This window comes from Pseudothauera hydrothermalis (assembly GCF_003345255.1).
Classification (GTDB): domain Bacteria; phylum Pseudomonadota; class Gammaproteobacteria; order Burkholderiales; family Rhodocyclaceae; genus Pseudothauera; species Pseudothauera hydrothermalis.
This window is the reverse complement of sequence record NZ_CP029331.1, coordinates 1,050,288-1,071,783: the sequence shown is the minus strand read 5'-3', so window position 1 is coordinate 1,071,783 and position 21,496 is coordinate 1,050,288. Positions and strand designations below refer to the sequence as shown.

Annotated in this window: 17 protein-coding genes; 12 read left to right on the top strand and 5 right to left on the bottom strand. The window is 65.2% G+C overall.

What is annotated here, in order from left to right; translation table 11 throughout:
- The 3 genes from DIE29_RS05230 (at window position 1) to hppD (ending at window position 2,710) form a co-directional block, all read left to right on the top strand.
- Window positions 1-861 (top strand): DMT family transporter, encoded by an 861-nt coding sequence (locus tag DIE29_RS05230; protein WP_102042077.1) that lies wholly within the window; start codon window positions 1-3, stop codon window positions 859-861.
- Window positions 862-960: 99 nt separating this feature from the next.
- Window positions 961-1,398, top strand: a complete 438-nt coding sequence (locus tag DIE29_RS05225) for a YqaA family protein (RefSeq protein WP_102042078.1) — start codon at window positions 961-963, stop codon at window positions 1,396-1,398.
- Between the two features lie 232 nt (window positions 1,399-1,630).
- A complete protein-coding gene (gene hppD / locus DIE29_RS05220; protein WP_114649409.1) occupies window positions 1,631-2,710 on the top strand; it encodes a 4-hydroxyphenylpyruvate dioxygenase in 1,080 nt (359 codons plus the stop codon).
- A gap of 56 nt (window positions 2,711-2,766) precedes the next feature.
- Here the strand turns inward: hppD and DIE29_RS05215 are convergent, their stop codons facing one another.
- The gene (locus DIE29_RS05215) at window positions 2,767-4,140 is read right to left on the bottom strand and encodes a GTPase/DUF3482 domain-containing protein (protein WP_114649408.1); all 1,374 of its coding nucleotides are present in this window, start codon (window positions 4,138-4,140) and stop codon (window positions 2,767-2,769) included.
- Window positions 4,137-5,573, bottom strand: coding sequence for a DUF2868 domain-containing protein (locus tag DIE29_RS05210; RefSeq protein ID WP_237269514.1), 1,437 nt, complete (start codon window positions 5,571-5,573; stop codon window positions 4,137-4,139). The genes DIE29_RS05215 and DIE29_RS05210 overlap by 4 nt, the downstream gene beginning before the upstream one ends.
- A gap of 206 nt (window positions 5,574-5,779) precedes the next feature.
- Here DIE29_RS05210 and DIE29_RS05205 point away from each other — a divergent pair, with 206 nt between their 5' ends.
- Complete coding sequence (locus DIE29_RS05205; protein WP_114649406.1) at window positions 5,780-6,763, top strand: hypothetical protein; 984 nt, start codon at window positions 5,780-5,782, stop codon at window positions 6,761-6,763.
- Between the two features lie 28 nt (window positions 6,764-6,791).
- On the opposite strand, the gene DIE29_RS05200 is transcribed toward DIE29_RS05205, so the two are convergent.
- Window positions 6,792-7,259: a winged helix-turn-helix transcriptional regulator gene (locus DIE29_RS05200; protein WP_102042083.1), complete on the bottom strand. Its 468-nt coding sequence runs from the start codon at window positions 7,257-7,259 to the stop codon at window positions 6,792-6,794.
- A 136-nt stretch (window positions 7,260-7,395) separates the two neighbouring features.
- On the opposite strand from DIE29_RS05200, the gene DIE29_RS05195 reads away from it, so the two are divergent.
- Complete coding sequence (locus tag DIE29_RS05195) at window positions 7,396-8,694, top strand: D-amino acid dehydrogenase (protein WP_102042084.1); 1,299 nt, start codon at window positions 7,396-7,398, stop codon at window positions 8,692-8,694.
- 20 nt (window positions 8,695-8,714) lie between these two features.
- Here the strand turns inward: DIE29_RS05195 and DIE29_RS05190 are convergent, their stop codons facing one another.
- The gene (locus DIE29_RS05190; protein WP_102042085.1) at window positions 8,715-9,149 is read right to left on the bottom strand and encodes a ProQ/FINO family protein; all 435 of its coding nucleotides are present in this window, start codon (window positions 9,147-9,149) and stop codon (window positions 8,715-8,717) included.
- Between the two features lie 184 nt (window positions 9,150-9,333).
- Between DIE29_RS05190 and DIE29_RS05185 the strand changes: the two genes are divergently transcribed.
- From DIE29_RS05185 to DIE29_RS05160, 6 genes are all read left to right on the top strand, one after another.
- Window positions 9,334-10,512, top strand: a complete 1,179-nt coding sequence (locus DIE29_RS05185) for an MFS transporter (protein WP_102043224.1) — start codon at window positions 9,334-9,336, stop codon at window positions 10,510-10,512.
- 150 nt (window positions 10,513-10,662) lie between these two features.
- Entirely contained in the window at window positions 10,663-11,202 is a 540-nt protein-coding gene (locus DIE29_RS05180) for a hypothetical protein (RefSeq protein WP_114649405.1), read from the top strand.
- Window positions 11,189-11,911 (top strand): sensor histidine kinase, encoded by a 723-nt coding sequence (locus DIE29_RS05175; protein ID WP_237269513.1) that lies wholly within the window; start codon window positions 11,189-11,191, stop codon window positions 11,909-11,911. The genes DIE29_RS05180 and DIE29_RS05175 overlap by 14 nt, the downstream gene beginning before the upstream one ends.
- Window positions 11,908-12,555, top strand: coding sequence for a response regulator (locus DIE29_RS05170; protein ID WP_114649404.1), 648 nt, complete (start codon window positions 11,908-11,910; stop codon window positions 12,553-12,555). Before DIE29_RS05175 ends, DIE29_RS05170 begins: the two co-directional genes overlap by 4 nt.
- A gap of 73 nt (window positions 12,556-12,628) precedes the next feature.
- A complete protein-coding gene (locus DIE29_RS05165; RefSeq protein WP_102042089.1) occupies window positions 12,629-14,107 on the top strand; it encodes a GGDEF domain-containing protein in 1,479 nt (492 codons plus the stop codon).
- Window positions 14,108-14,326: 219 nt separating this feature from the next.
- Entirely contained in the window at window positions 14,327-16,120 is a 1,794-nt protein-coding gene (locus DIE29_RS05160) for a GGDEF domain-containing protein (protein ID WP_114649403.1), read from the top strand.
- A 66-nt stretch (window positions 16,121-16,186) separates the two neighbouring features.
- On the opposite strand, the gene DIE29_RS05155 is transcribed toward DIE29_RS05160, so the two are convergent.
- Window positions 16,187-17,704, bottom strand: a complete 1,518-nt coding sequence (locus tag DIE29_RS05155; RefSeq protein ID WP_102042091.1) for a flagellin N-terminal helical domain-containing protein — start codon at window positions 17,702-17,704, stop codon at window positions 16,187-16,189.
- Between the two features lie 358 nt (window positions 17,705-18,062).
- On the opposite strand from DIE29_RS05155, the gene DIE29_RS05150 reads away from it, so the two are divergent.
- Window positions 18,063-21,482, top strand: a complete 3,420-nt coding sequence (locus DIE29_RS05150) for a methyltransferase domain-containing protein (protein WP_114649402.1) — start codon at window positions 18,063-18,065, stop codon at window positions 21,480-21,482.
- Window positions 21,483-21,496 lie beyond the last annotated feature (14 nt).

The following is a 21,496-nucleotide window of genomic DNA, read 5'->3' as shown; positions in this document are numbered from 1 at the left end:
GTGCCCGATAGCAGTCTGTCGACCGGCGTCACACTTGCCGTGCTTGCCGCCGCGCTGTTGCACGCCGCCTGGAACGCGCTGATCCGCGGCGCGGGCGACAAGGCGCTCTACACCCTGCTGTTGCATCTTTGCACCGCCTCGCTCGGGCTTTTGGGGCTGATATTCACCGGCCTGCCCGCGCCGGCCAGTCTGCCTTACCTGGGCGCCTCGGCGCTGGTGCATACGGTCTACATTTTGTGGCTGATGCGCGCTTACGAAGGCGGCAGCCTGGCTTTCAGCTACGCCTTGATGCGCGGCCTACCGCCGTTGCTGATTGCCCTGGTGTCGGCGCCGCTACTGGGCGAGCCGCTCGGCGCCACCGCTGCCGTGGGCATCGGCTGTATCTGCGTGGGTATTTTGGCCATCGGCTTTGCCAATGGCCAAGCGCGACGCCGCGCCTTCTTCAGCCCCGCTGCCCGGGCCGCGCTGCTCAACGCCGTGGCCATTGCCGCCTACACGGCAATCGACGGCCAAGGCGCCCGACTGTCCGGCAACCCGCTGGCTTATGCGCTGCTTTTGTGCGCACTGGAGCCGATCATCGTCTTGGCGCTGCGGCTGCGCCGCGATGCCGGGCCAACGCTGGCATACTTTCGCAAGCATTGGCGGCTCGGTCTGCTGGGCGGTTTGTGCTCGATCACCGCCTACGCCACGGTGTTGTGGGCCATGACCCGCGCCCCCATCGCCATGGTTGCAGCCTTGCGTGAAAGCGCGGTGATTTTTGCGGTGCTGATCGGCAGCCTATGGTTCCGCGAAGGCCGCCTGGCCATCGGTCTGGCCGCCAGTTGCGCGCTGGTGGCCGGACTGGTGCTGCTGCGCAGTTGACCGTTGACCGCCGGCACCTGGCTTCTACCGCCGACCGGCGTCAACGCTGCCCTTCTCACCCAGCCAGATGACCGAATATCTCAGCCCCCCGCCCTGCCGATGAACACCGCCCTCTACTTGGGTCTGTTCCTGTCCGCCTTTGGCGCCGCCACCGTGCTGCCGTTACAGTCCGAAGCCGCCCTCGCCGGCCTGCTGCTACTTGGCGAGCAGCCGGCATGGGCGCTGGTCGCGGTCGCCACCGTGGGCAACGTACTGGGCGCCTTGCTCAACTGGCTGCTGGGTCGTTTCATCGAGCGCTGGCGCGACAAGCGCTGGTTCCCACTGCGCACCGATACGCTGGCGCGGGCACAAGGCGCATACCGCCGCTACGGTCACTGGTCGCTACTGTTGAGCTGGGCACCGATCATTGGCGACCCGCTCACCGTGGTGGCCGGCATCATGCGCGAACCGCTGTGGCGCTTCGCCCTTCTGGTAAGCATTGCCAAAGCCGGCCGTTACCTAGTGCTAGCCGCGCTCACCTTGGGCGCGCTGGGTTAAACTGCCGCATACACCCCAAAACATCCGACCGGGCCGCAGATGCCCGGCGACACGAGGAGACAAACCGGTGTTTTTTCCGCTGCGCCCCCGCGGCCAGGCCCTCACGCCCGGGCTCGCCCTATGCATCGGCCAACATCTTGCGCGCAGCGTGCGCGGCAAGCCGGGCGCACCCCCGCATGCCTGATCGATCCGCAGTTCAACCTTCATCGATCGATCTTTCAGGAGCACCGGCATGGCCGACCTTTTTGACAACCCCATGGGGCTCATGGGCTTCGAGTTCGTCGAATTCGCCTCACCCACCCCCAACACCCTGGAGCCGATTTTCACGGCGCTGGGCTTTACCCGCATCGCCGAACATCGTTCCAAGGACGTGGCGCTCTACCGCCAAGGCAACATCAATTTCATCCTCAACAATGAACCTCGCAGCGCAGCGGCCTATTTTGCCGCCGAGCACGGCCCCTCGGCCTGCGGCATGGCCTTCCGGGTGCGCGACGCGCATCTGGCCTACCAGCGCGCTCTGGAGTTGGGCGCACAGCCAATGGAGATGCCCACCGGGCCAATGGAGCTGCGTCTGCCGGCCATCCGTGGCATCGGCGGCGCACCGCTGTATCTGATCGACCGTTTCGGGGACGGAAGCTCGATCTACGACATCGATTTCCGCTTTCTGGAAGGCGCGGACCGCCACCCGGTCGGGCACGGCCTGCGCGAGATCGATCACCTCACCCACAATGTGTATCGCGGGCGCATGGCTCACTGGGCAGCCTTTTACGAGCGCCTGTTCAACTTCCGCGAAATCCGTTACTTCGACATCAAGGGCGAATACACGGGACTGACCTCCAAGGCGATGACCGCTCCGGACGGCAAGATCCGCATCCCGCTCAACGAAGAAGCCTCCCGCGGCACCGGGCAGATCGAAGAATTCCTGATGAAATTCAACGGCGAAGGCATCCAGCATGTGGCGCTATTGACCGACGATCTGGTGGCAACCGTCGACCGCCTGCGTACAGCCGGCGTGCCGCTGATGAGCGCACCGCCGGCCAGCTATTACGAGATGCTAGACCAACGCCTGCCCGGCCATGGACTGGACAGCGCCGCGTTGCAACAACGCGGCATCCTGGTCGATGGCAGCACCGCCGAGGGCAACACACGCTTGCTGCTGCAGATTTTTTCCGAATGTTTGTTGGGACCGGTGTTTTTCGAGTTCATCCAGCGGCAGGGCGACGAGGGGTTTGGCGAAGGCAACTTCAAAGCGCTGTTCGAATCCATGGAGCGCGACCAGTTACGCCGGGGCGTGATTGGCGCAAACGGCTAAAGCCCGATCGGCTGGCGGTGCGGCCACGCGCCGGCCGCCGCATCGACGATCTGGGCTCAAGGCAGCTCGGTGAGCACCGCCTCGACCGCCGCTTCGCGGGCTGGATCGCCCGCGCCCACCCACTCCGGATGGGCACGGGAACGCCGCAATGCAGGTGGCAGGGCGCCGCTGCGCCAAGCCGCCCGCCGCGAATCGCCGCTGACCGGCGGGCAGGCGTCCAGCTCGATCGGCACCAGCGCGGCATGGCCACGACTGGCCAGCGCGTCGATTAGCAGCAGCTGGCGCAGCGCCACCGCCCGCAACACCGCATCGTCTACGTTCAGCTCGCGCTGCCCGCGCAATTTGGCGGCTAGCCGCCCGCCATAATGGCCCACCGCCTGCCACAGCCCTCCGGCCAGCGCACCCAGGGCAGCGGCCGCGCCCAAGGTGAGGCCGCCGACCATCAGATCGACGCCCACACCGGCCGCGGCGCCGGCCGCTACCCCGGTCGATACCTGAACGCCCATACGACGTAGCGTTTCCGGGTTGAACAGGTCGTCCTCCCAGCGTCCCTGGACCAACGGCAATTCGGCTGCCCGCGCGTCATCCGGCCGAAAGCGGTAAAGACGCAGCAAAGCGTCCACGCAGGCTTGTTCGCGGGCGCGCACCACCCCGCGCAAGCGTTCGAGTGCAACCGCCAGGGCAGCCTCCGATACATCCGTGACCCGCTCACGGTACGCCGCCAGATCGATCAGCAGTTCGGCCACCAACCGGCGCGCGGCCACCCGGCGCTCGTCCGCTTCGCGATCACGCGCCGCAACCAAGGCGGTCAATGCCGGACGATGAGCATGCAACAAGGTCGCCAGCGCCTCGAACAGCAGACGTTCGCCTTCGACCGCCGGCGCCACGGTATCGAAACACACCACCGCATGCAGCCCCAGGCGGGCCAACGCCGCCCGCCAAGCACCGGTGCGCGCCACGGGGGCGGCGACAAAGTTCAGCACCGGCAGCAGTGGGCGCGCACAATTGGCCAGTATGGCCAACTCATCCCGGTGCTTGGCCAGCACCGCGTCGCGCGCATCCACCACGTACAACCCGGCATCGCTGGCGAGCAATTGGCGCAACACCTTGGCCTCCTGCTCGAAGCGCGCCCCGGCTAGCGGAGTAGCCAGAAAACGCGCCACCCGCTCGGGACCGTCCAAGCGTTCGCCGGGCGTGCCCAAGGCTTCAATGAATTCCAGCAAAGCGATGGCGTCCTCCATGCCCGGCGTGTCAAAAAGTTCCACCACCGGCACGCCATCGGCGTATAGGCGCAACCCCTCCACATGGCGGGTAGTGCCCGGTGCGTCTGCCACCTCACCGAAGCCGGTGTCGCGCGCCAAGGTACGTAGCAACGAAGTTTTGCCGGTATTGGTGTGGCCGACCACGGCCACGCGCAGCATCGCGCTCATGCGCTCGCTCCATGCTTGCCCGCCAGCCAGACACGCGCTGCGGCCGGCTCGGCACACAACAGATCAGCAGACAGGCCAGCGCTGGATAGCGCCAGTGCCCATTGCGCCGCACGCTGGCCGCCACCCGGCGCCCACACCCGGGTCTCGCCCGCATGGGCAGCCAGTTCGGCAATCAAGCCGAGGCTGCCGCGGTCTGGCGTCTGGCGCGCATCGACCACCACCAAAAGGCGCTGCGGCGGGCGCCCGGCCAGCGCCGCCAGCGCCGCGCGGCGCTGCTCGCGCGAATCGATCCGGCCGCCGTCACGCATGCCGGCCGGCCAGCCGCCTTCGCAAACCGGCGGCCAGGGTTGCTCTGCGCCCAATTCCAGGCCAAGCAGCACCGCCTCACCATCGACGGCCATCGTATGCGCGCCGGTAGGTAAGGTCGCGGGCAGCCCGACCGGCGCCGGGTCGCTCACCCCAAGATGCTCGCAAGCCGGCTGCAACACTTGGCGCAGCGCAGCGTAGCCAGGGCGCGCAAGATCCAGCGTCAGCGCCGCGCAAGCGCGCCGCCACTGCCATGCACACCCAGCGGCGAGCACCAGGCGCGGCAGCACGCCATAGAGCACCAAACTGCCCAGCAGCCAACCCGCCCAGGCGCGCTGCCCGGCTTCGGCCTGCATGGCCTGCTGGCCACTGGCCGCCACCGTGGCCGCATCCGGCACCGGAAAGCCAAGCGCGCCAGGCAAGGCCCCGAGCCAAGCGGCAAAGGTCACGAAAACATCTGCCGGCAGGATGGTGGTCTCCCACACAAAACCATAACGCCGGGTGGCAAAAAGCGCCAACATGCCGAGCGTGGCACCGGCCAGTAGCGCAGCCCACAGGGCGTGGCTCACCGCCCCCAGCCCCCAGGCCGCTACCCGGGCGCGCCCGAGCAAGCCGCCGAGCGCGCCCAGCAGATCGGCCGCCACCGCGCTGCGGTCGGTAAGCGCCGACAGCTGCAGCCATAGACGACCAAACAGGCCGCCGGCGGAAAGTCCTGGTCCGCGCCCAGCCTGCGCCAGCCCCAATAACCACAGCACAAGGCTGATCAGATGCACACCGAGCAGCCCACCAACCGCCCAGACCACGTTCACCGGCCGGCTGCCGTCGCCCAACGCCCCAGCGGCCGCCCCGCAGCCAGCCAAAAACGCCAGCACCGCGGCGATAAAAAACAGCACGCGGGCACGGCTGCCCCAACGCAGCAATGCCTCGCGCCAGCCTTCACGTGCGCCGAGCATCTGCGCGCGGCGCAGGATACGGGCTTGCAGATCGCCGCCAGCAGCCCTCGCAGCGGCATTGACCTGGGCGTCTTTCAACCTGCCGTCGCGCTCCTCGCGACGGCGCACCAGCTCGGCCAGCCAATGCGCTTGCAGCGCAGACAACGGCGCAAAGGACGATTCAGATGACTTCAAATGACCACAGCGGCACAAAGCAACATGGCGGCATTGTAACGGCCCCCCTCCTTTGCGCGGCACCTATCCCGTCACAGGCAGCTCGCCCCGATGACAGCCGACTCCGCAGGCCACGGGCGTAAATGCGTCGGGCGGCCCTTGCATTAGCGGACGCAAACGCTAAAGTCATTGTTTTGGCTGCCGCCTACAGTGCTTGCCGTACATCGATGAATCCTTTTTCCGCTCTCCGTGCCTGGCTGATGCCCACGCCCCCGCCGGCGCCTGAAGTGCGCGCGGCACTGGCGCGCGTGGCCGAGGTGTTGGGCCAAGCACTGGCCGCCGAACCGGACTTCGAACGCCGGCTGTGCGGTCCGGTTGCCCACGCGCTGACCTATTGCGCGGCCTTGGTCGATGCGCTGCCGGGCGCGATAGAGATCAGCCGCCAGTCCTTTGCCAACGACCCGCTGGTGCACACCTTGTTTGCCTCGGCCGACGACATTGCCGACACCATAGGCCGCAGCAGGGCGCTACGCGCCTTTCTCGATACCCCCGCGGCCTGGCAGCAGGAACATTTCCATGCGCTGCTGGCCGCTCGCCGGCACCACAAGCGGGTGCTGGGGGTGGCCGACCATGGCGGGGTGATTGCCACCGAGGTGCCGCAGTGCCTGCTGTATTTTTCCGAGCATACCCTGGTGTGGCCCGCCCTCGATGAATCCGCCTTGCGTGCCGCCTTGCGTGAAGCGGCCTTTGAGAGCCTGCTGCAGACTTTTGCCGAACACCTTGCCGCGGCGCGTCACACGCGCGACAGCCTGAAGATGGAACGCGAGTTGGAAAAAACCCGCATCCAACGCCGGCCGGATGACCCGCAGGCCGAGCGGTTCACCCGGCGTATTGCCGAACTCGACGAGCAACTGCGCAAGCTTGCCGACGGGCTGCTTGCGCCCCAGCAATTGCGAGCGCTGGCCGAATTTCTACAGCGACCGGAACAGGCGCTGCGGATCGACCCGATAGACCTGCAGGTCGACCGGCGCGGCGCCATCGTCCAAGACGGTCCGAGCGCGGCCCGCGACGCCATGCGGATCCGCTTCATCGAAGCCACCGGCCGCGACCGCCGTCGTTATGTACTGCAACCGGTGCGTCTGCGTAGCGATGAGGCGCGCGAAGCCTTTGCGCGCGCCCGCGAATTGCGCGACCGCCTGCTGGTACTGTAAGGGCGCCCTCACCTGCGCGCGCATCCGCTCACACCCCGGTTGGCAGATACAAGGTCTCCTTGATCTCCTCCATCACCACATAGCTGCGCGACTCGGCCGCCGCCGGCAGCTTGAGCAGAATGTTGCCAAGCAGGCGACGGTACTCGCTCATTTCGGCAATGCGCGCTTTGATCAGATAGTCGAAGTCGCCGGACACCAGGTGACATTCCATGACTTCGGGCACATAGCGCATTTCGTTTTTCACCCGCTCGAACACCTCGCCGGACTTGGCCGACAGTTTGATCTCCACGAACACCAGCAGGCCGCGGCCGAGCGCATGCGGGTTGACATGGGCGTGGTAGCCGGTGATGACGCCCTCACGCTCCAAGCGGCGCACCCGCTCGGTGCACGGCGTGGCCGACAGTCCCACTTTCTCGGCCAGCTCGGTCATCGCAATACGCGCGTTTTTCTGCAGGATGTCGAGAATCTTGCGGTCGGTGCGATCGAGTTCGCGCATTTCACTTCCATCCAAGAATCACTGGGGCATTTTCAGAGTATTTCACTAAATCACATGAATATTAAAGTGAAAATCACTATCTGTAGCTCTCTAGACTGCGCACATTCAAGGAGAGCATAGCCCCTCGGAGACAGACATGCAGGTCATCGTTCTTGGCAGCGGCGTCATTGGCACCACCACCGCGTATTACCTGGCCCGTGCGGGCGCAAGCGTGACCGTGCTGGAGCGCCAGCCGGGTCCGGGGTTGGAGACCAGCTATGCCAATGCGGGTCAGGTATCGCCCGGCTATTCCACCCCGTGGGCCGCGCCCGGCATTCCGCTCAAGGCCATCAAATGGCTGTTTCAGCGCCACGCCCCGCTGGCCCTACGGGCCGACGGCAGCCTGTTTCAATTGCGCTGGTTGGCCGCCATGCTGCGCAACTGCACGCCGTCCGCCTACGCGATCAACAAAGAGCGCATGATGCGGCTGTCCGAATACAGCCGCGACTGCCTGCGTGAATTGCGCGCGGAAACTGGCATCCAGTATGAGGAACGCAGCCTCGGCACGCTGCAACTATTCCGCACACCGGGGCAACTGGAAGCCGCAGTGCGCGACATCGCAGTACTGAAAGAGTGCGGCGTGCCTTACGAACTGCTCGACCGCGACAGCCTGGCGCGGGCCGAACCCGCGCTTGCCCGGGTGCGCAACAAACTCGCCGGCGGCCTGCGGCTCCCCAATGACGAGACCGGCGATTGCGCGCTGTTTACCCGCCGCCTGGCCGAGATGGCCGCCGCGCTGGGCGTGCGATTTTGCTACGGCCAGACGGTAGAACGCTTCGAGTTGGCGGGCCAACGCATCAGCGGGCTGATCGTTGGCGGCCAACGCCTGAGCGCGGACCGCTATGTGCTCGCCTTCGGCAGCTATTCACGGCCTTTTCTGCAGCAGCTTGGCCTGGACATTCCGGTCTATCCGGTCAAGGGGTATTCGCTTACCGCGCCGCTACTCGACGCTGCCGCGGCGCCGGTTTCCACGGTGCTGGATGAAACCTACAAGGTGGCGATCACCCGCTTTGACAACCGCATCCGGGTCGGCGGTATGGCCGAGCTGACCGGCTTCGACCTGTCGCTCAATCCGCGCCGCCGTGCGACGCTGGAAATGGTGGCGAGCGATCTCTTCCCCGGCGGTGGCGATTGGCCCCGCGCGGAATTCTGGACCGGCCTGCGTCCGATGACTCCGGACGGCACGCCCATCGTTGGCGCCACCCCGGTGGCCGGGCTGTATCTGAACACCGGTCACGGCACGCTGGGCTGGACCATGGCCTGCGGCTCAGGGCGTCTGGTGGCAGACCTGGTGCTTGGCCGCCAACCGGCCATCCGCGCCGATGACCTGGCGCTGACGCGTTACCAGCGCAATCTGCGCCCATCGACGCCAAGCAGCCGCCCGATCAGCGCCTGAAGCGGCAAGCCAACGCCGGGTCAGCGCGAAAACTTGTCGACCAGGCGGGCCAGTTTTTCCTGACGCCGGCGCTCGGCCTCAGCAGCCTCGCGCTGCGCCCGCCGTGCCTGGGCCGCCTTGGCAAACCGCTCTTTGAGCAGCGCAGCGGCATGATTGCGCTGCGCTTCGGTCACCTCACCGGCGGGGTGGCCGTCCAGATCGAAACGGGTATCGCCCTTTTCCACCGCCTTCAAGTAACGGGTAGAGCTGGTGTGCAGACGCAGCGCAGTGCGCAGCGCCTTACGGCTGAATTCCGGAAAGCGCTGGTGAATCGCTGCATCGATCCGAATCGCCAGCGGTCGGCAGTCCTTGAAGGTGGGCGATACCGCCTGCAGCTTTTTGAGCAATTCGCGCGGCTCGGTGGCCGCCTGCGGGTGTAGATCGGGCTGCGTGGCGATCGTTTGTTCGGTGTTCATCGTGCAGGGCTCTATGCAGGAAGGGCAAAGCGCGCGCATTCTACCCCAGTCGCCGCCGCAGCCGGACATCGACGCCGGCACCCACCCGCAACCCATGGTTTTGATCTGGGCGCTTGTTGCCCGCAGCCGCTTCGGGCAAGCTCTCGCGGCTATCGATTTCGCGCTGGCAAGCCTTGGCCCGCCCATGTCCGTCCTGCCCCTGGTCTGTGTCATCTATCTGCTTATGCTGCCGGTCACCGGGATGGTGCCGGTCCTGCATGAGCTGACCGAAGGGCGGTATCCGGAAACCAGCGATCTCGCCCGTCACCTGTTCATGTCGGTCAATATGATCGGTGCCCTTCTGGCCGCGCCGCTGGCCGGTCTGGCCTCGGACAGTCTGGGGCGCAGGGTACCGCTGATCGCTGGCGCACTGGCGGTCAATGGCTTGGCCTTGCTGCTCATTGCCGGTCACTGGTCCTACCCCGTTGTGCTGGCGCTGCGCTTCGTGGAAGGTTGTGCGCACATGAGCGCGCTGTCTCTGCTCATGACGCTGGGCGCGGACCACGGCAAACGGCGCGGCCTGGGTGCGAGCATGGGCGCGGTGGGCGCGGCGGTCAGTCTGGGCGTAGCCAGCGGGGCGCCGCTGGGCGGATGGATCGGCGCTGCGGCGGCCACCCAGGTGCCGTGGCTGGGCGGCTGGCTGATGCTGGCGCTGGCGGTGGCCGTACCCTTTACGCTGCGCGATGCGCCGCGCGCAACCGAACGCCCCTCGCCGGAGCGCCTGCTGCGCGAGCTGGCCGCCAATCGCATGCTGGCAGTGCCTTATGCCTTTGCCTTTGTCGATCGCCTCACGGTGGGCTTTATCGTGTCCACCTTCTCGCTATACCTCAACGCGGTGCTCGGTCTGGACGCCCGCCAGATCGGTCTGGTGATGGCCGCCTTTTTGCTGCCGTTCTCGCTTTTCACCTACCCGGCCGGGCGGCTTTGCCAGCGCTGGGACCGCCTGGGTATGATGATCGCCGGCAGCGTGCTCTATGGCGTATTCCTGATCGCACTCGGATTCGCCCCGGCCGGCGCAGTCGCCGCGCTGATGGCCGCAGGCGGCGTGGTCGCCGCGTTGATGTACGCGCCCTCGCTGGTACTGACCGCGGAACTGGCCGAATCGGCTCAGCGCGCCAGCACGCTCGCCGGCTTCAACGTCGCCGGTTCGCTGGGCTTCGCGCTCGGGCCGCTGGTCGGTGGCACCTTGGTCGGCAGCGCTCGCGCCGCAGGCATCGACCCCTACCTGCCGGTGTTTGTCATCGTCGGCGCGCTGGAAATCCTCATCGCGCTGGCGATGCTGCCGCTGTGGCGGCGCGGGCTGGGGCGACGGCAAACAGACTAGGCAACCGAATGATCCGCGCCGACGTAAAACCGACGTAAAACCTTCCGGCCGGCGCATGGCAAGCTGGATATCGACGGCTCAGACAGGCCATGCTCTGTAGCCACGCCCCCATGCGATAATTCCGAACGAGCCTCGACCGTCCATTCCAGCATGGCCGTTCTCGCCGAAGCCATCTCCGTGATCGTCCGCAAGGATGCGGTGGCCGCCAGACTGCCCGGCGGCCCAGCGCGCTTTCTGACCATGGTTCCCAATCGCACACTGTGCCAAGATCGCGACCTGTATCGGGTGGGCTTTTTGTCGCCGGCGGAAACCGCCGGTTTTACCGGGGCCTTGCAAGATGCCGGGTTGATCTTCCTGGACGAAGCCGGCCGTGCCATCGACCTCGCGGTGGTCGACCAGCAGCATGGCCCCACCACTGCCTGCACCTGGCTCGGCTATGGCCGTGCGGACCCGTTCGGCAACGGACAATGGGTAAGCCTGTGCTGGTTGCTCACGCACAAGGTCGGCCCAAACCCCGCCGACGCCTTGGCCGACCAGCCACTGGCCACGCCAGCGGGATGGCGCTACGCCAGCTCGCTCAGCCGGCAATTTGCCTTTACCCCCAATCGCGCCGCCGCTGCGGCGGCCGGCTCAGACCTGCGCGCCGATGGCCGATGCCCGCATGAACAGCCCGACGATGAACGCCGCTGAACGTCCAACCAAGCCGAGCGCACAGCCGAACGCGCTGGCCAATCATCTGGCAGCCGCACGCGAAGAAGAACGCGAGCGCATCGCACGCGACCTGCACGACATACTCGGTGGCCATCTGGTGGCCATCAAGATCGAAACCGCGTTACTGGCCGCCCGGCTGGAGGCCGAGCCGCTGCGCAGGCGCGCACGCGCAATCCAGAAGCTCTTGGACGATGCGCTGGCCACTGTCAGCCGGCTGACCCGCGAGCTGCGGCCCGGCATTCTCAAGGATTTCGGTCTGGGCGCAGCCATCGAATGTCAGGCCGAAGACTTTGCCCAACGCACCGGCATTGCTTGCCGTATCGTCTGCGCCGACCACGACATTCAGCTGCCGCAACACGCCGCCGTGGCCCTGTTCCGGATCTTTCAAGAAGCGCTCACCAACGTATGCAAGCACGCACAGGCCAGTCAGGTGGCGGTGCGACTGACCCAAGAAGGCGATGAAGTGCTGCTGGAAGTCAGCGACAACGGCCGCGGCCTGACCGCGGCAGACATCGACAAGCCGCGCGCTTTTGGACTGCGCGGGATGCGCGAGCGGCTCGACGAGCTGGGCGGTCGTCTCGAACTACACCCCTGCCACCCCAGCGGCACACGGCTGCGGGTCGCCATCCCGCTGGCGGCTGCCGAAGGCTCGGGCGCCGAAAGGTGCAAAGGAGCGCAGCCGCAATGAACACCCATGCCCGACTGCGTGTGCTGATTGCCGACGATCACGCCATCGTGCGTCAGGGGCTGCGCCAGATTCTGTCCGAGACCGATGACCTGGAAGTGGCCGGCGAACCCGAAAACGGCGTCAAGGCGCTGCAAATGCTGCGCGAACAGCCCTGGGACGTGGTGCTGATGGACATCTCCATGCCGGAACGCAACGGCATCGATGCGCTGAAAATGATCCGCAAGGAGATGCCCCGTTTGCCGGTGCTGATTCTCAGCATCCATCCCGAAGACCAATACGCGGTACGCGCGCTGCGTGCCGGCGCTGCCGGCTACCTGTCCAAGCAAAGCGCGCCGGAGCAACTGGTTACCGCCATCCGTCAGGTTGCCAGCGGCAAAAAATATGTCAGCCCGGCAGTGGCTGAGGTGTTGGCCAACGCGGTCCTGGAAGACGGCGACCGCCCGCTGCACGACAAACTCTCCGACCGCGAATTCCAGACCTTGCGCCTGATCGCCAGCGGCCGCACCCCGGCGCAGATTGCCGAGGCGCTCAATATCAGCGTCAAAACGGTCAGCGTCTACCGTGCCCGCCTGCTGGAAAAAATGAACATGCGCAATAACGCGGAACTTACCCATTACGGCATACGCCACGGGTTGGTGGATTGAGCGCCGATCCGGCCACCGGCAAGGCATTGGCAATGGTAAAGTCAGCACACTCGTAGCCGCGTCGTCTGGGACCATGCCGGAATTCTCCTCACCTTCCGAAATCGCCCGCGAAGCACTGCGCCGCCTGGCGGCTCAGCGGCTGGCGCCCACTCCCGACCACTACCGCCGCACCTACCACCAGATTGCCGGCAGCGCGGAAGAAGACCCGTTTCCCGGCCCTGCCCTGCGCGCCATTGCCAAGTCCCTGCCGCGCAGCACCCCGGAGGCGCTCAAGCTTGCCCAGCAGTTCGAAGATGCCGCCAATAGCGGTAGCTGGCCGAAGATGCGCCGCGCCATCCTGGCCCTGGCCACGGCCGAGCGTGTGGACAACACACAACTGACCGCCCGGCTTCTGCATCCGGCAATCAGCAGCTTGCTGGCCGACATGCCGGAACTGGCCGCTGAGGCCCGCGCACTGGCACAGGCGCTTCTGGTGACACAAAGCGATGAGCTCGACCCGCTGGCGCTACGCCTGGACGCCCTCATCCGCAAGCTTGAGTGGGCGGGCGAAGACCAGCACGCGGTGCGCCAAGGTTTGCTTAACGTCTTGCGCCTGATCCTGCAAAACATCAGCGAGCTGGTACTCGACGACCGCTGGTTGCACGGCCAATTGAGCGTATTGTCGGAGGCCTTTACCGGCCCGCTCGACATCCGGGTACTGGACGAAGTGCAGCGTCGGCTGCTGGCGGTGATCGACAAACAAAGCCACCTCAAGCGCCAGCTCTCGGATGCGCAAGAACGCCTCAAATCCATGCTGGCCGGCTTTGTGGACCGGCTGGCGAGCTTCGGCAATGTCACCGGAAACTACGCCAAAGCGCTCGAAAGCGGGGCCGCACGCATCGCTGCCGCAGCCGACATCGCCGAACTATCGGAGGTGATCGGCGACATCCTGAGCGAGACCCGCAACGCCCAGTCCGCGGCCGAGCGCTCCACCGAAGAAATCGCCACGCTGCGCGCCGAGGTGGACAAGGCCAACCAACACATCCTGCGCCTGCAGCGCGAACTCGATGAGGCCAGCGAGCTAGTGCGTCACGACCCGCTCACCGGCGCACTCAACCGCAAGGGCCTGGATGAGGCGCTGGAGCGCGAAATCGCCCTGGCACAACGGCGCGGCACGGTGCTGTGCATCGGCTTATTGGACGTAGACAACTTCAAGCACCTGAACGACACCTACGGCCACAACACCGGCGACGAGGCGCTCAAGCATCTGTCGGCCGTGGTACGGGAATCGCTGCGCCCGCAGGATTCGGTGTGCCGCTATGGCGGCGAGGAGTTCCTCATCCTGCTGCCGGATACCGATCTGGACGAGGCCGTGGCCATTCTCACCCGGCTGCAGCGGGAGCTCACCCGGCGTATTTTCATGGCTGACGACAAGCACCTGCTGATCACCTTCAGCGCCGGCGTCGCCGTGCTCGACCCGCAAGAGCCGGCTCACCTTGCCATCGAACGCGCCGACCGCGCCATGTACGCCGCCAAGCGAGCAGGCAAAAACCGGGTTTTCGCGGCCGGCTGAAGCACGGCGTTGGCGGTTTAGCAGGCCGTTGAAAAACGTAGCGAGGATGGCCAGATGCAAGGCGCACGGAGCGCAGCGACCGAGACATATCACACAGATAGGCGAGGGAGCGAGCACCGCGCAACGCCGCAGATGGCCCACCGCAGTAGTTTTTCAACGGCCTGTTAAGCGCCCCATCCGGACCGAATCTGTCATCGAGCACACCACGAGTACCGACCTATGGCTCCTCCCGGCAACCCTTCCGAGATCGCCCGCGAAGCATTGCGCCAGCTTGCCTTGCGCCGGGTGCCGCCCACGCCTGAGCACTACCGCACGCTGTACAACGAAATCGCCGGCCTCACAGCCGAAGACGAACCGGTGCCGGAAGCCTTCTTGCGCACCCTGGCGCGCCAGTTGCCGCGCGACAGCGCTGAACGGCTACGCTTGGCGCGCGCCTTCGACCAGGCGGTGGCAGCCCGCGACGACGCCGCGGCCCGCGACGCACTGGCGCAATATTTCGCTGCTCTGGGGCGCGAAACCCAGCCCGCCTGGAACGAGCTGATCGCGCAACTGCTGCGCCAATGGGAGGCGCGTCACGCGGGCTGGACCACCGCCCGCAAGCGCGAATCGCTCGAACGCGTATTGAGCGCCGCGGACCCCAACACCTTGTACAGCCGCCTGCAGAGCCTAATCCGGTCGTGGTCACAGACCCCGGCCGAGGCACCGCCTGCCCCCGCGGGCACCGATGCGGCCGCCGCCACCGCGGCCGCAGAGGACTCGCCTGCCACGCTCGTGGCACCGCGCCTGCTGGCTGCTGGCGAAGCCGGCGAGCTGGTCGACGCCTTACGCGAGCTTTTGTCGCGCACGCTCAAAGAAGTCGTCCCCGCTTCGCTGGCCGAACAGCCCGAGTTGGTACGCGAGGCGGCCACGCTGGCCGAGCGTATCGACGCCGCCGCCAGCCTGGAGCAATTGCGCCAGTTTGGCGAGTTGCTGCGCCGCTTTGCGCTCAAGCTGGAAATGGCCGCCGGCGATGCCGCCGAGGTGCGTAGCGGCCTACTCAATTTGCTGCGCCTTTTGCTTGCCAACATCGACGAGTTGGTGCTCGATGACCAATGGCTGCACGGACAGGTGGAAGTGCTGCGGCAAGTAATCGACAAGCCCGCCAATTTGCGCCTCATCGATGACGCCGAGCGCCGGCTCAAGGAAGTGATCTACAAACAGAGCCAGCTCAAGCACAACCTGTCCGAAGCGCAGCAGACCATCAAGGCAATGATTGCCGGTTTCGTCGATCAACTGGCGCAATTTGCCGAAACCACCGGCAGCTACCACGACACCATCGGCCAATGTGCCCAGAAAATCGCCGCCGCGCGCGACATCACCGAAATCGGCCATGTGCTCGACGAAGTCATGCGCGAGACCCGCAACATCCAGCAGCGCGCCGCCAGCTCGCGCAACGAACTGCTCGCCGCCCAGCAGCGGGTACAACAGGCCGAAGCGCGTATCGCTGCGCTGCAGGCCGAGCTGGACGAAGCCAGCCGGCTGGTCAGTCACGATCCGCTCACCGGCGCCCTGAACCGCCGCGGGCTGGAGGAAATGTTCGACAAAGAAGCCGCCCGCGCCGCCCGCCGACAAAGTTCCTTGTGCATAGCGCTGCTGGATCTGGATAACTTCAAGAAGCTCAACGACACCTACGGTCACCAAAGCGGTGACGATGCGCTGGTACATCTGGCCCGGGTGGTCCGTGAAAATTTGCGCCCGCAAGACAGCGTGGCGCGCTATGGCGGCGAGGAATTCATCCTGCTCTATCCGGACACCGAGCTGACCGAAGCCGCCACCGCGCTGACCCGGCTGCAGCGCGCGCTCACCACCACTTTTTTCCTTGCCGACAACAAAAAAGTGTTCATCACCTTCAGCGCCGGCGTAACCCGCTGGGTGCCAGGAGAGCCCCTCGAACACGCGGTCGCGCGCGCCGATGCGGCGATGTATCGGGCCAAGCAAAGCGGAAAGAACCGGGTGGAAATCGCCGCCTCCTGATCCCGCCCGGCGCAGCATGCCAAAAAGCGCCGGGCAGGGGTCCTGCCCGGCCTATTCGCCCTGCGCTTAGCGTTGCAGCAAAGACAGCACGTTTTGCGGCAGCGCGTTGGCCTGGGCCAGCATCGCAGTGCCGGCCTGTTGCAGCACCTGGGCGCGGGTGAGCGCCGCGGTTTCGGCTGCAAAGTCGGCATCCTGAATTCTGGAGCGCGATGCGGAGAGATTTTCCACCGAAGTCTGCAGGTTCTTGATGGCCGCCTCGAAGCGGCTTTGCAGCGCACCGAACTTGGCGCGTTGGCCGTTGATTGCATCCAGTGCGCTGTCGACCACACGCAGCGCGTTGGTGGCGCCGGAGACGGTGGAAATGTCCAGCTCCTGCACTTTCTGCAAGGTGCTGCCGACCGTGGTGCTCACCGCGACCGCGCCGCTGCCGAGTACGCCGGCGGTGAAAGCGGCGTTCGAGGAAGTGGTGATCGAGTACGACTTGGACGAATCCAGCGTCACTTGGCCGGCCGCGGTAATGGTGCCCACGGTGTTGGCGGCAAGGGTGCCGGAGGTGGCGCCGGAGCCGAGTTGAATACCGGCCGTTGCCGCACCGGTGCTGGCCGCCCCGATGTTGATCGAGCTGCCATCGTCGGTGCTGAGCACGATGGCATCGTTGGCGCTGTTCAAGCGTGCGGTGATGCCGGTCTTGGAGCTGGCCTCGTTGATGGCATTGACCGCCTGAGTCAGGCCATCCGCGGTGTTTTGGTTCGATACGGTAAAGGAGACGGTCTGGATGCTGCTGGGGCCGGCGGCGTTGGACGAGAAGAGCTGAATCGAGAAATTGCCCGAGGCGGAAAAGTCCAGCACGGTTTCGGTACGGGCCGAGGCACGCACCCCGGTGGTCGGTTGCGAGTTGATCTTGGCGGCAATATCGCGCGCGCTGTCGCCGGTGGTCGTAGTGATATTTGCCGAACCGCCTGCGCCGTTGATGGTCACCGTGCCGCCGGAGGCCACGGCGGCTCCGGTAATCGCCGACCCGGTGCTGGTGCCGCTGACTGCGGTGGACTGGGTGGCGTTACCGATCTGATAAGTGCCGTACTGGCTGGTGCGAAAATCGGTGGTGATCGCGGTGATGGTCTGGTTGGCATTGGCGCCCACCTGATAGACCGCCGAGCCAAAACTGCCATCGAACATTTTCAGCCCGTTGAACTCGGTGGCGTTGGCAAAACGTTCCAGTTCGGCCACCAGTTGAGTGACTTCAGCGTTCAGCGCGGCACGGTCGGAAGCGCTGTTGGTGGCGTTGGCCGATTGCACCGCCAGCTCGCGCACCCGCTGCAAGATGTTGCCCATCTGGTTCAAGGCGCCTTCGCCCACCTGGGCAAGCGACACGCCATCGTTGGCATTACGCATCGCCTGGTTCATACCCCTGACCTGGGCGGTCATCCGCTCCGAGATCGCCAAGCCGGCTGCGTCGTCTTTGGCACTGTTGATGCGCAAGCCCGATGACAGGCGCTGCAGGGACGTCGCCAGTTCTCCGGACGTGCGGGAAAGGTTGCGCTGCGCATTGAGCGAAGCAACGTTGGTATTGATGACCTGAGACATGATGGCTCTCCTGGATTGGACATTCCTGTTGCGTTCCGCTGTCTTCGGCAGTGGTTGCCGCCCGATGCGACGACGATCGCGGATGGCCTCTCAGAAGCAATCACCATGCCAGAATCAAAAAAACCGCTTGATTCGCCACAAACCCGCACCCAGAGCTGCCATCGGGATACATACAGGCCACGCCAGCAGGGCCACGGCAAGGCCATCACGCATGCCCGCGCAAACCGACTCAAGGCGCTGGCCGGCCGGATGAGCAATCTGGGTTAAACTGCGGCAAATGGGGAAAGACCATGCCATCGCACTGCCGCCATGCATCGGTCTTTTTCGTTCCGCCCCTTTACCAGCCTGAGCAAAAACCATGACTGACTACGTTTGGCAAACCTGCCTGGATGTCCCGGACATCGATGCCACCGGCTATCACGAAAATGTACGCAGCGACCTGGTCGAAGCGCTCGGGCGGGCGCCATCGCGGGTGTTGGACATCGGCTGCGGAGCAGGCGGCACCGGCGCTTACCTCAAGGCAAAATATCCCAAGGCCAAGGTCTGGGGGATCGAACTGAACAAGGCGGCGGCAAAGATTGCCGCCGAGCGGCTGGATTCGGTCATATCCGGCAAATTTGAAGAAATCGAGCTGGAAGCGTACGGCATCGAGCCCGGCAGCCTGGATCTGGTGATCTGCGCCGATGTGCTGGAACACATGTACAACCCCTGGCAGGTCATGGTGAAGCTGCGCCATTACCTTGCCGCGGACGGACAAGTGGTGATCAGCATCCCGAACATCCGCTTCCTGCCACTGCTGGACGATCTGGCGCACGGCTACTGGCGGTATGCGGCAAACGGCATTCTCGACATCACCCACCTGCGCTTTTTCACCTTCCAAGAGTTGCGCCGTTTTCTGTTTGAAACCGGCTATCGCATCCTGGATGTGCGTTACGGGCTCGATCCGACCCTGATCGGGCAACTCAACCAGTACAAGAAAACCCTGCCCTGCACCATCGATACCGGCAAGATGGTGTTGCGCGACCTGAGCGAACAAGATCTCAACGAACTCTTTAGCGGGCAGTTTTTTGTCACCGCAACGCCGGGCAGCGAGCCGCTCACCGGCTATGCGCCACCCAAGATGGGCAGCTTTTTCTGGCGCGGCCAGCACACCGACTACCTGCAGTTTCTGCAGGCCCATCAGATGACCGTGCACGAAGCGCGCGCCTTCGACCGCTACTTCGACGCGCTGGACAAACCGCCGGTGTTCGAAATCGTCATCGTCTGCAGCGCGCAAACGCTCGACCAACTGGCCGGCACGCTGGGCTCGATTGCCCGGCAACTGTACGCCCACCATCGCCTCACCCTGATCGGACCCGGCACCGCACCGGCGGCCATTGCCGCCTCCGCCCACATGCACTGGGTATCTTCCGACACCCCGTGGGCAAACGTTGCGCAGATTTTTGCCGACAGCCCGGCCGACTGGCTGCTTTTACTGGAAGCGGGCGACCAGGTGGTCGAACACGCCCTGCCCTATGTGGCCGAACTCGGCCTACGGCGCAAAGACACTGCGGTGGTCTATGTGGACGAAGACCAGCTCGACGCAGCCGGCAAACCGGATACCGCGTACTTCAAGCCGGATTTCTCCCCGGACTACCTGCTGGCCTTCCCCTATCTGGGCAACGGCGTATTCATCCGGGCCGACGCCGTGCGACAAGTGGGCGGTTTGCGCATCCGCGGCTTTGGCGATCCGCTCTACGACCTGGTTTTACGCATTTATGCCAACTGCGGTGAGCGCAGCGTCGAGCATCTGCCCGATGTCCTGTATCGCCGCCATCCGCGTCGCAGCCTGCCGCGCGACCAAGAAGGCGACCGGCACGCGGTCGAAGACTTCTTCGCACGCCTGAAGCAGCCGGTGACACTCAGCCCCGGTTTGCTGCCGGGCAGCCGCCATATCCGTCATCGGCTCGACGGCCAGCCCACCGTGGCCCTGCTTTGCGAAGCCCCGGCATCGCTCGACGCATGCCGGCAGTTGGTGGAGCAGACCTTTCTGCAACGCCAATACGCCCACGCCAAGCTATTGCTGTTCATCTCGCCAGAGGCCGCGCCGGAGGTGCTGGATTATCTGACCCAGGCCGATGCCGCCGAAGCCGAAGCGGCCGGTATCGAGGTTTATCGGCGTCCTGCCGAGCACAGCCTTCTTGCGCTGTTCGATGCCGCCATCCGCCAAACCGATGCGGACATCGTCCTGCTGCTCTCCCCCGGTGTGCAGCCGGCCACCAAAGACTGGCTGGAGCAACTGGCCGCCCTGGCGCAACGGCCGGAACTGGGGGCCGTGGCGCCGCGGGTGGTCGATGCCCAAGGCACGCTCACCGGCAATGCGCTCATTCTGGGCTGCGGCGGTTTGGCCACCGGCTTCGGCCAAGCCCGCCGGTTTGACGATTGGGGGCATTTTGGCCGCCAATTGGTCGCCCAGAATCCGAGCGCACTATCGCTTGCCGCGCTGGCCTTCCGTCGACAAACCTATCTGGAAGCCGGCGGGCTCGACGCCAGCCTGCATCCGACGGCGGCCGCCATCGATTTTTGCCTGCGGCTCAAACGCGCCGGGCTAAGGATGTTGTGGACGCCCAACATCACGCTGATCGAAGCCCGCGCCTCTTATCCCACGGTCGACCCGGCCGACGAACAGGCGCTGCTGAAAAAATGGCTGCCCGACATTGCCCAGGACCCGTTTTACAACCGCAACCTCAGCCGCAACCTGCCTTTTGCGCTGGCCGAAAAACCCCAGGTCAGCCGCCTGCGGCTGCCCTGGAAACCGCTGCCGCGCCTGCTGGCTTTTCCGGCCGACCTGATGGGCTGCGGTCATTACCGCGTCATCGAACCCTTCCAGGCCGCCATGGCCGCCGGCCGGATCGACGGTTATCTGGGCACCGACCACTACAACCCGCTGGACTTGAGCGCCTTCGATGCCGACACCTTGCTGCTGCAGCGCCAGGTAACCGACGACCAGCTCCGGCACCTTGAGCAGTATCGCAAGTTCTTCTCGCTGAAACTGGTGTATGAGCTCGATGACCTCATCACCAATGTCCCGGTGCGCAGCTTTCACCGCGCACATATTCCCAAAGACATCGCCAAACGGCTGCGCAGGGGCCTGGAGTTGTGCGACCGCTTCATCGTATCCACCGAAGGGCTGGCCGAAGCCTATCGCGCGTACGCCCCCGAGATTCGCGTAGTCCCCAACCGGATCGACGCCGAAAAATGGGCCCATTTGCAACCCCGCCGCCGCGCAGGACGCAAACCGCGGGTGGGCTGGGCCGGCGGGCTGAGCCACGGCGGCGACCTGGCAGAAATTGCCGATGTGGTGCGCGAGTTGGCCAACGAGGTGGAGTGGGTGTTTTTGGGCATGTGCCCGGACACCATCCGCCCCTATGTGCAGGAATTCCACCTGGGTGTGCCAACGCCCGACTACCCGGCAAAACTGGCCGCCCTCAATCTGGACCTGGCGCTGGCACCGATCGAACACAATGACTTCAACCTTTGCAAGAGCAACCTCAAGCTGCTCGAGTATGGCATTCTGGGCTATCCGGTGATTGCCAGCGATTTTGGCCCTTACCGCTGCGGTTTTCCGGTCACCTTGGTCAAGAACCGCACCCGCGACTGGGTGGCCGCCATCCGCGAGCATCTGGCCGACCCGGACGCGCTGGCCGCACGCGGTGACGCGTTGCGTGAGCATGTGCGCCAACACTGGCTGTTGCAGGACCACCTGGATGAATGGATGGAAGCTTGGTTCCGCTTCTAACGTCGACATCCCGA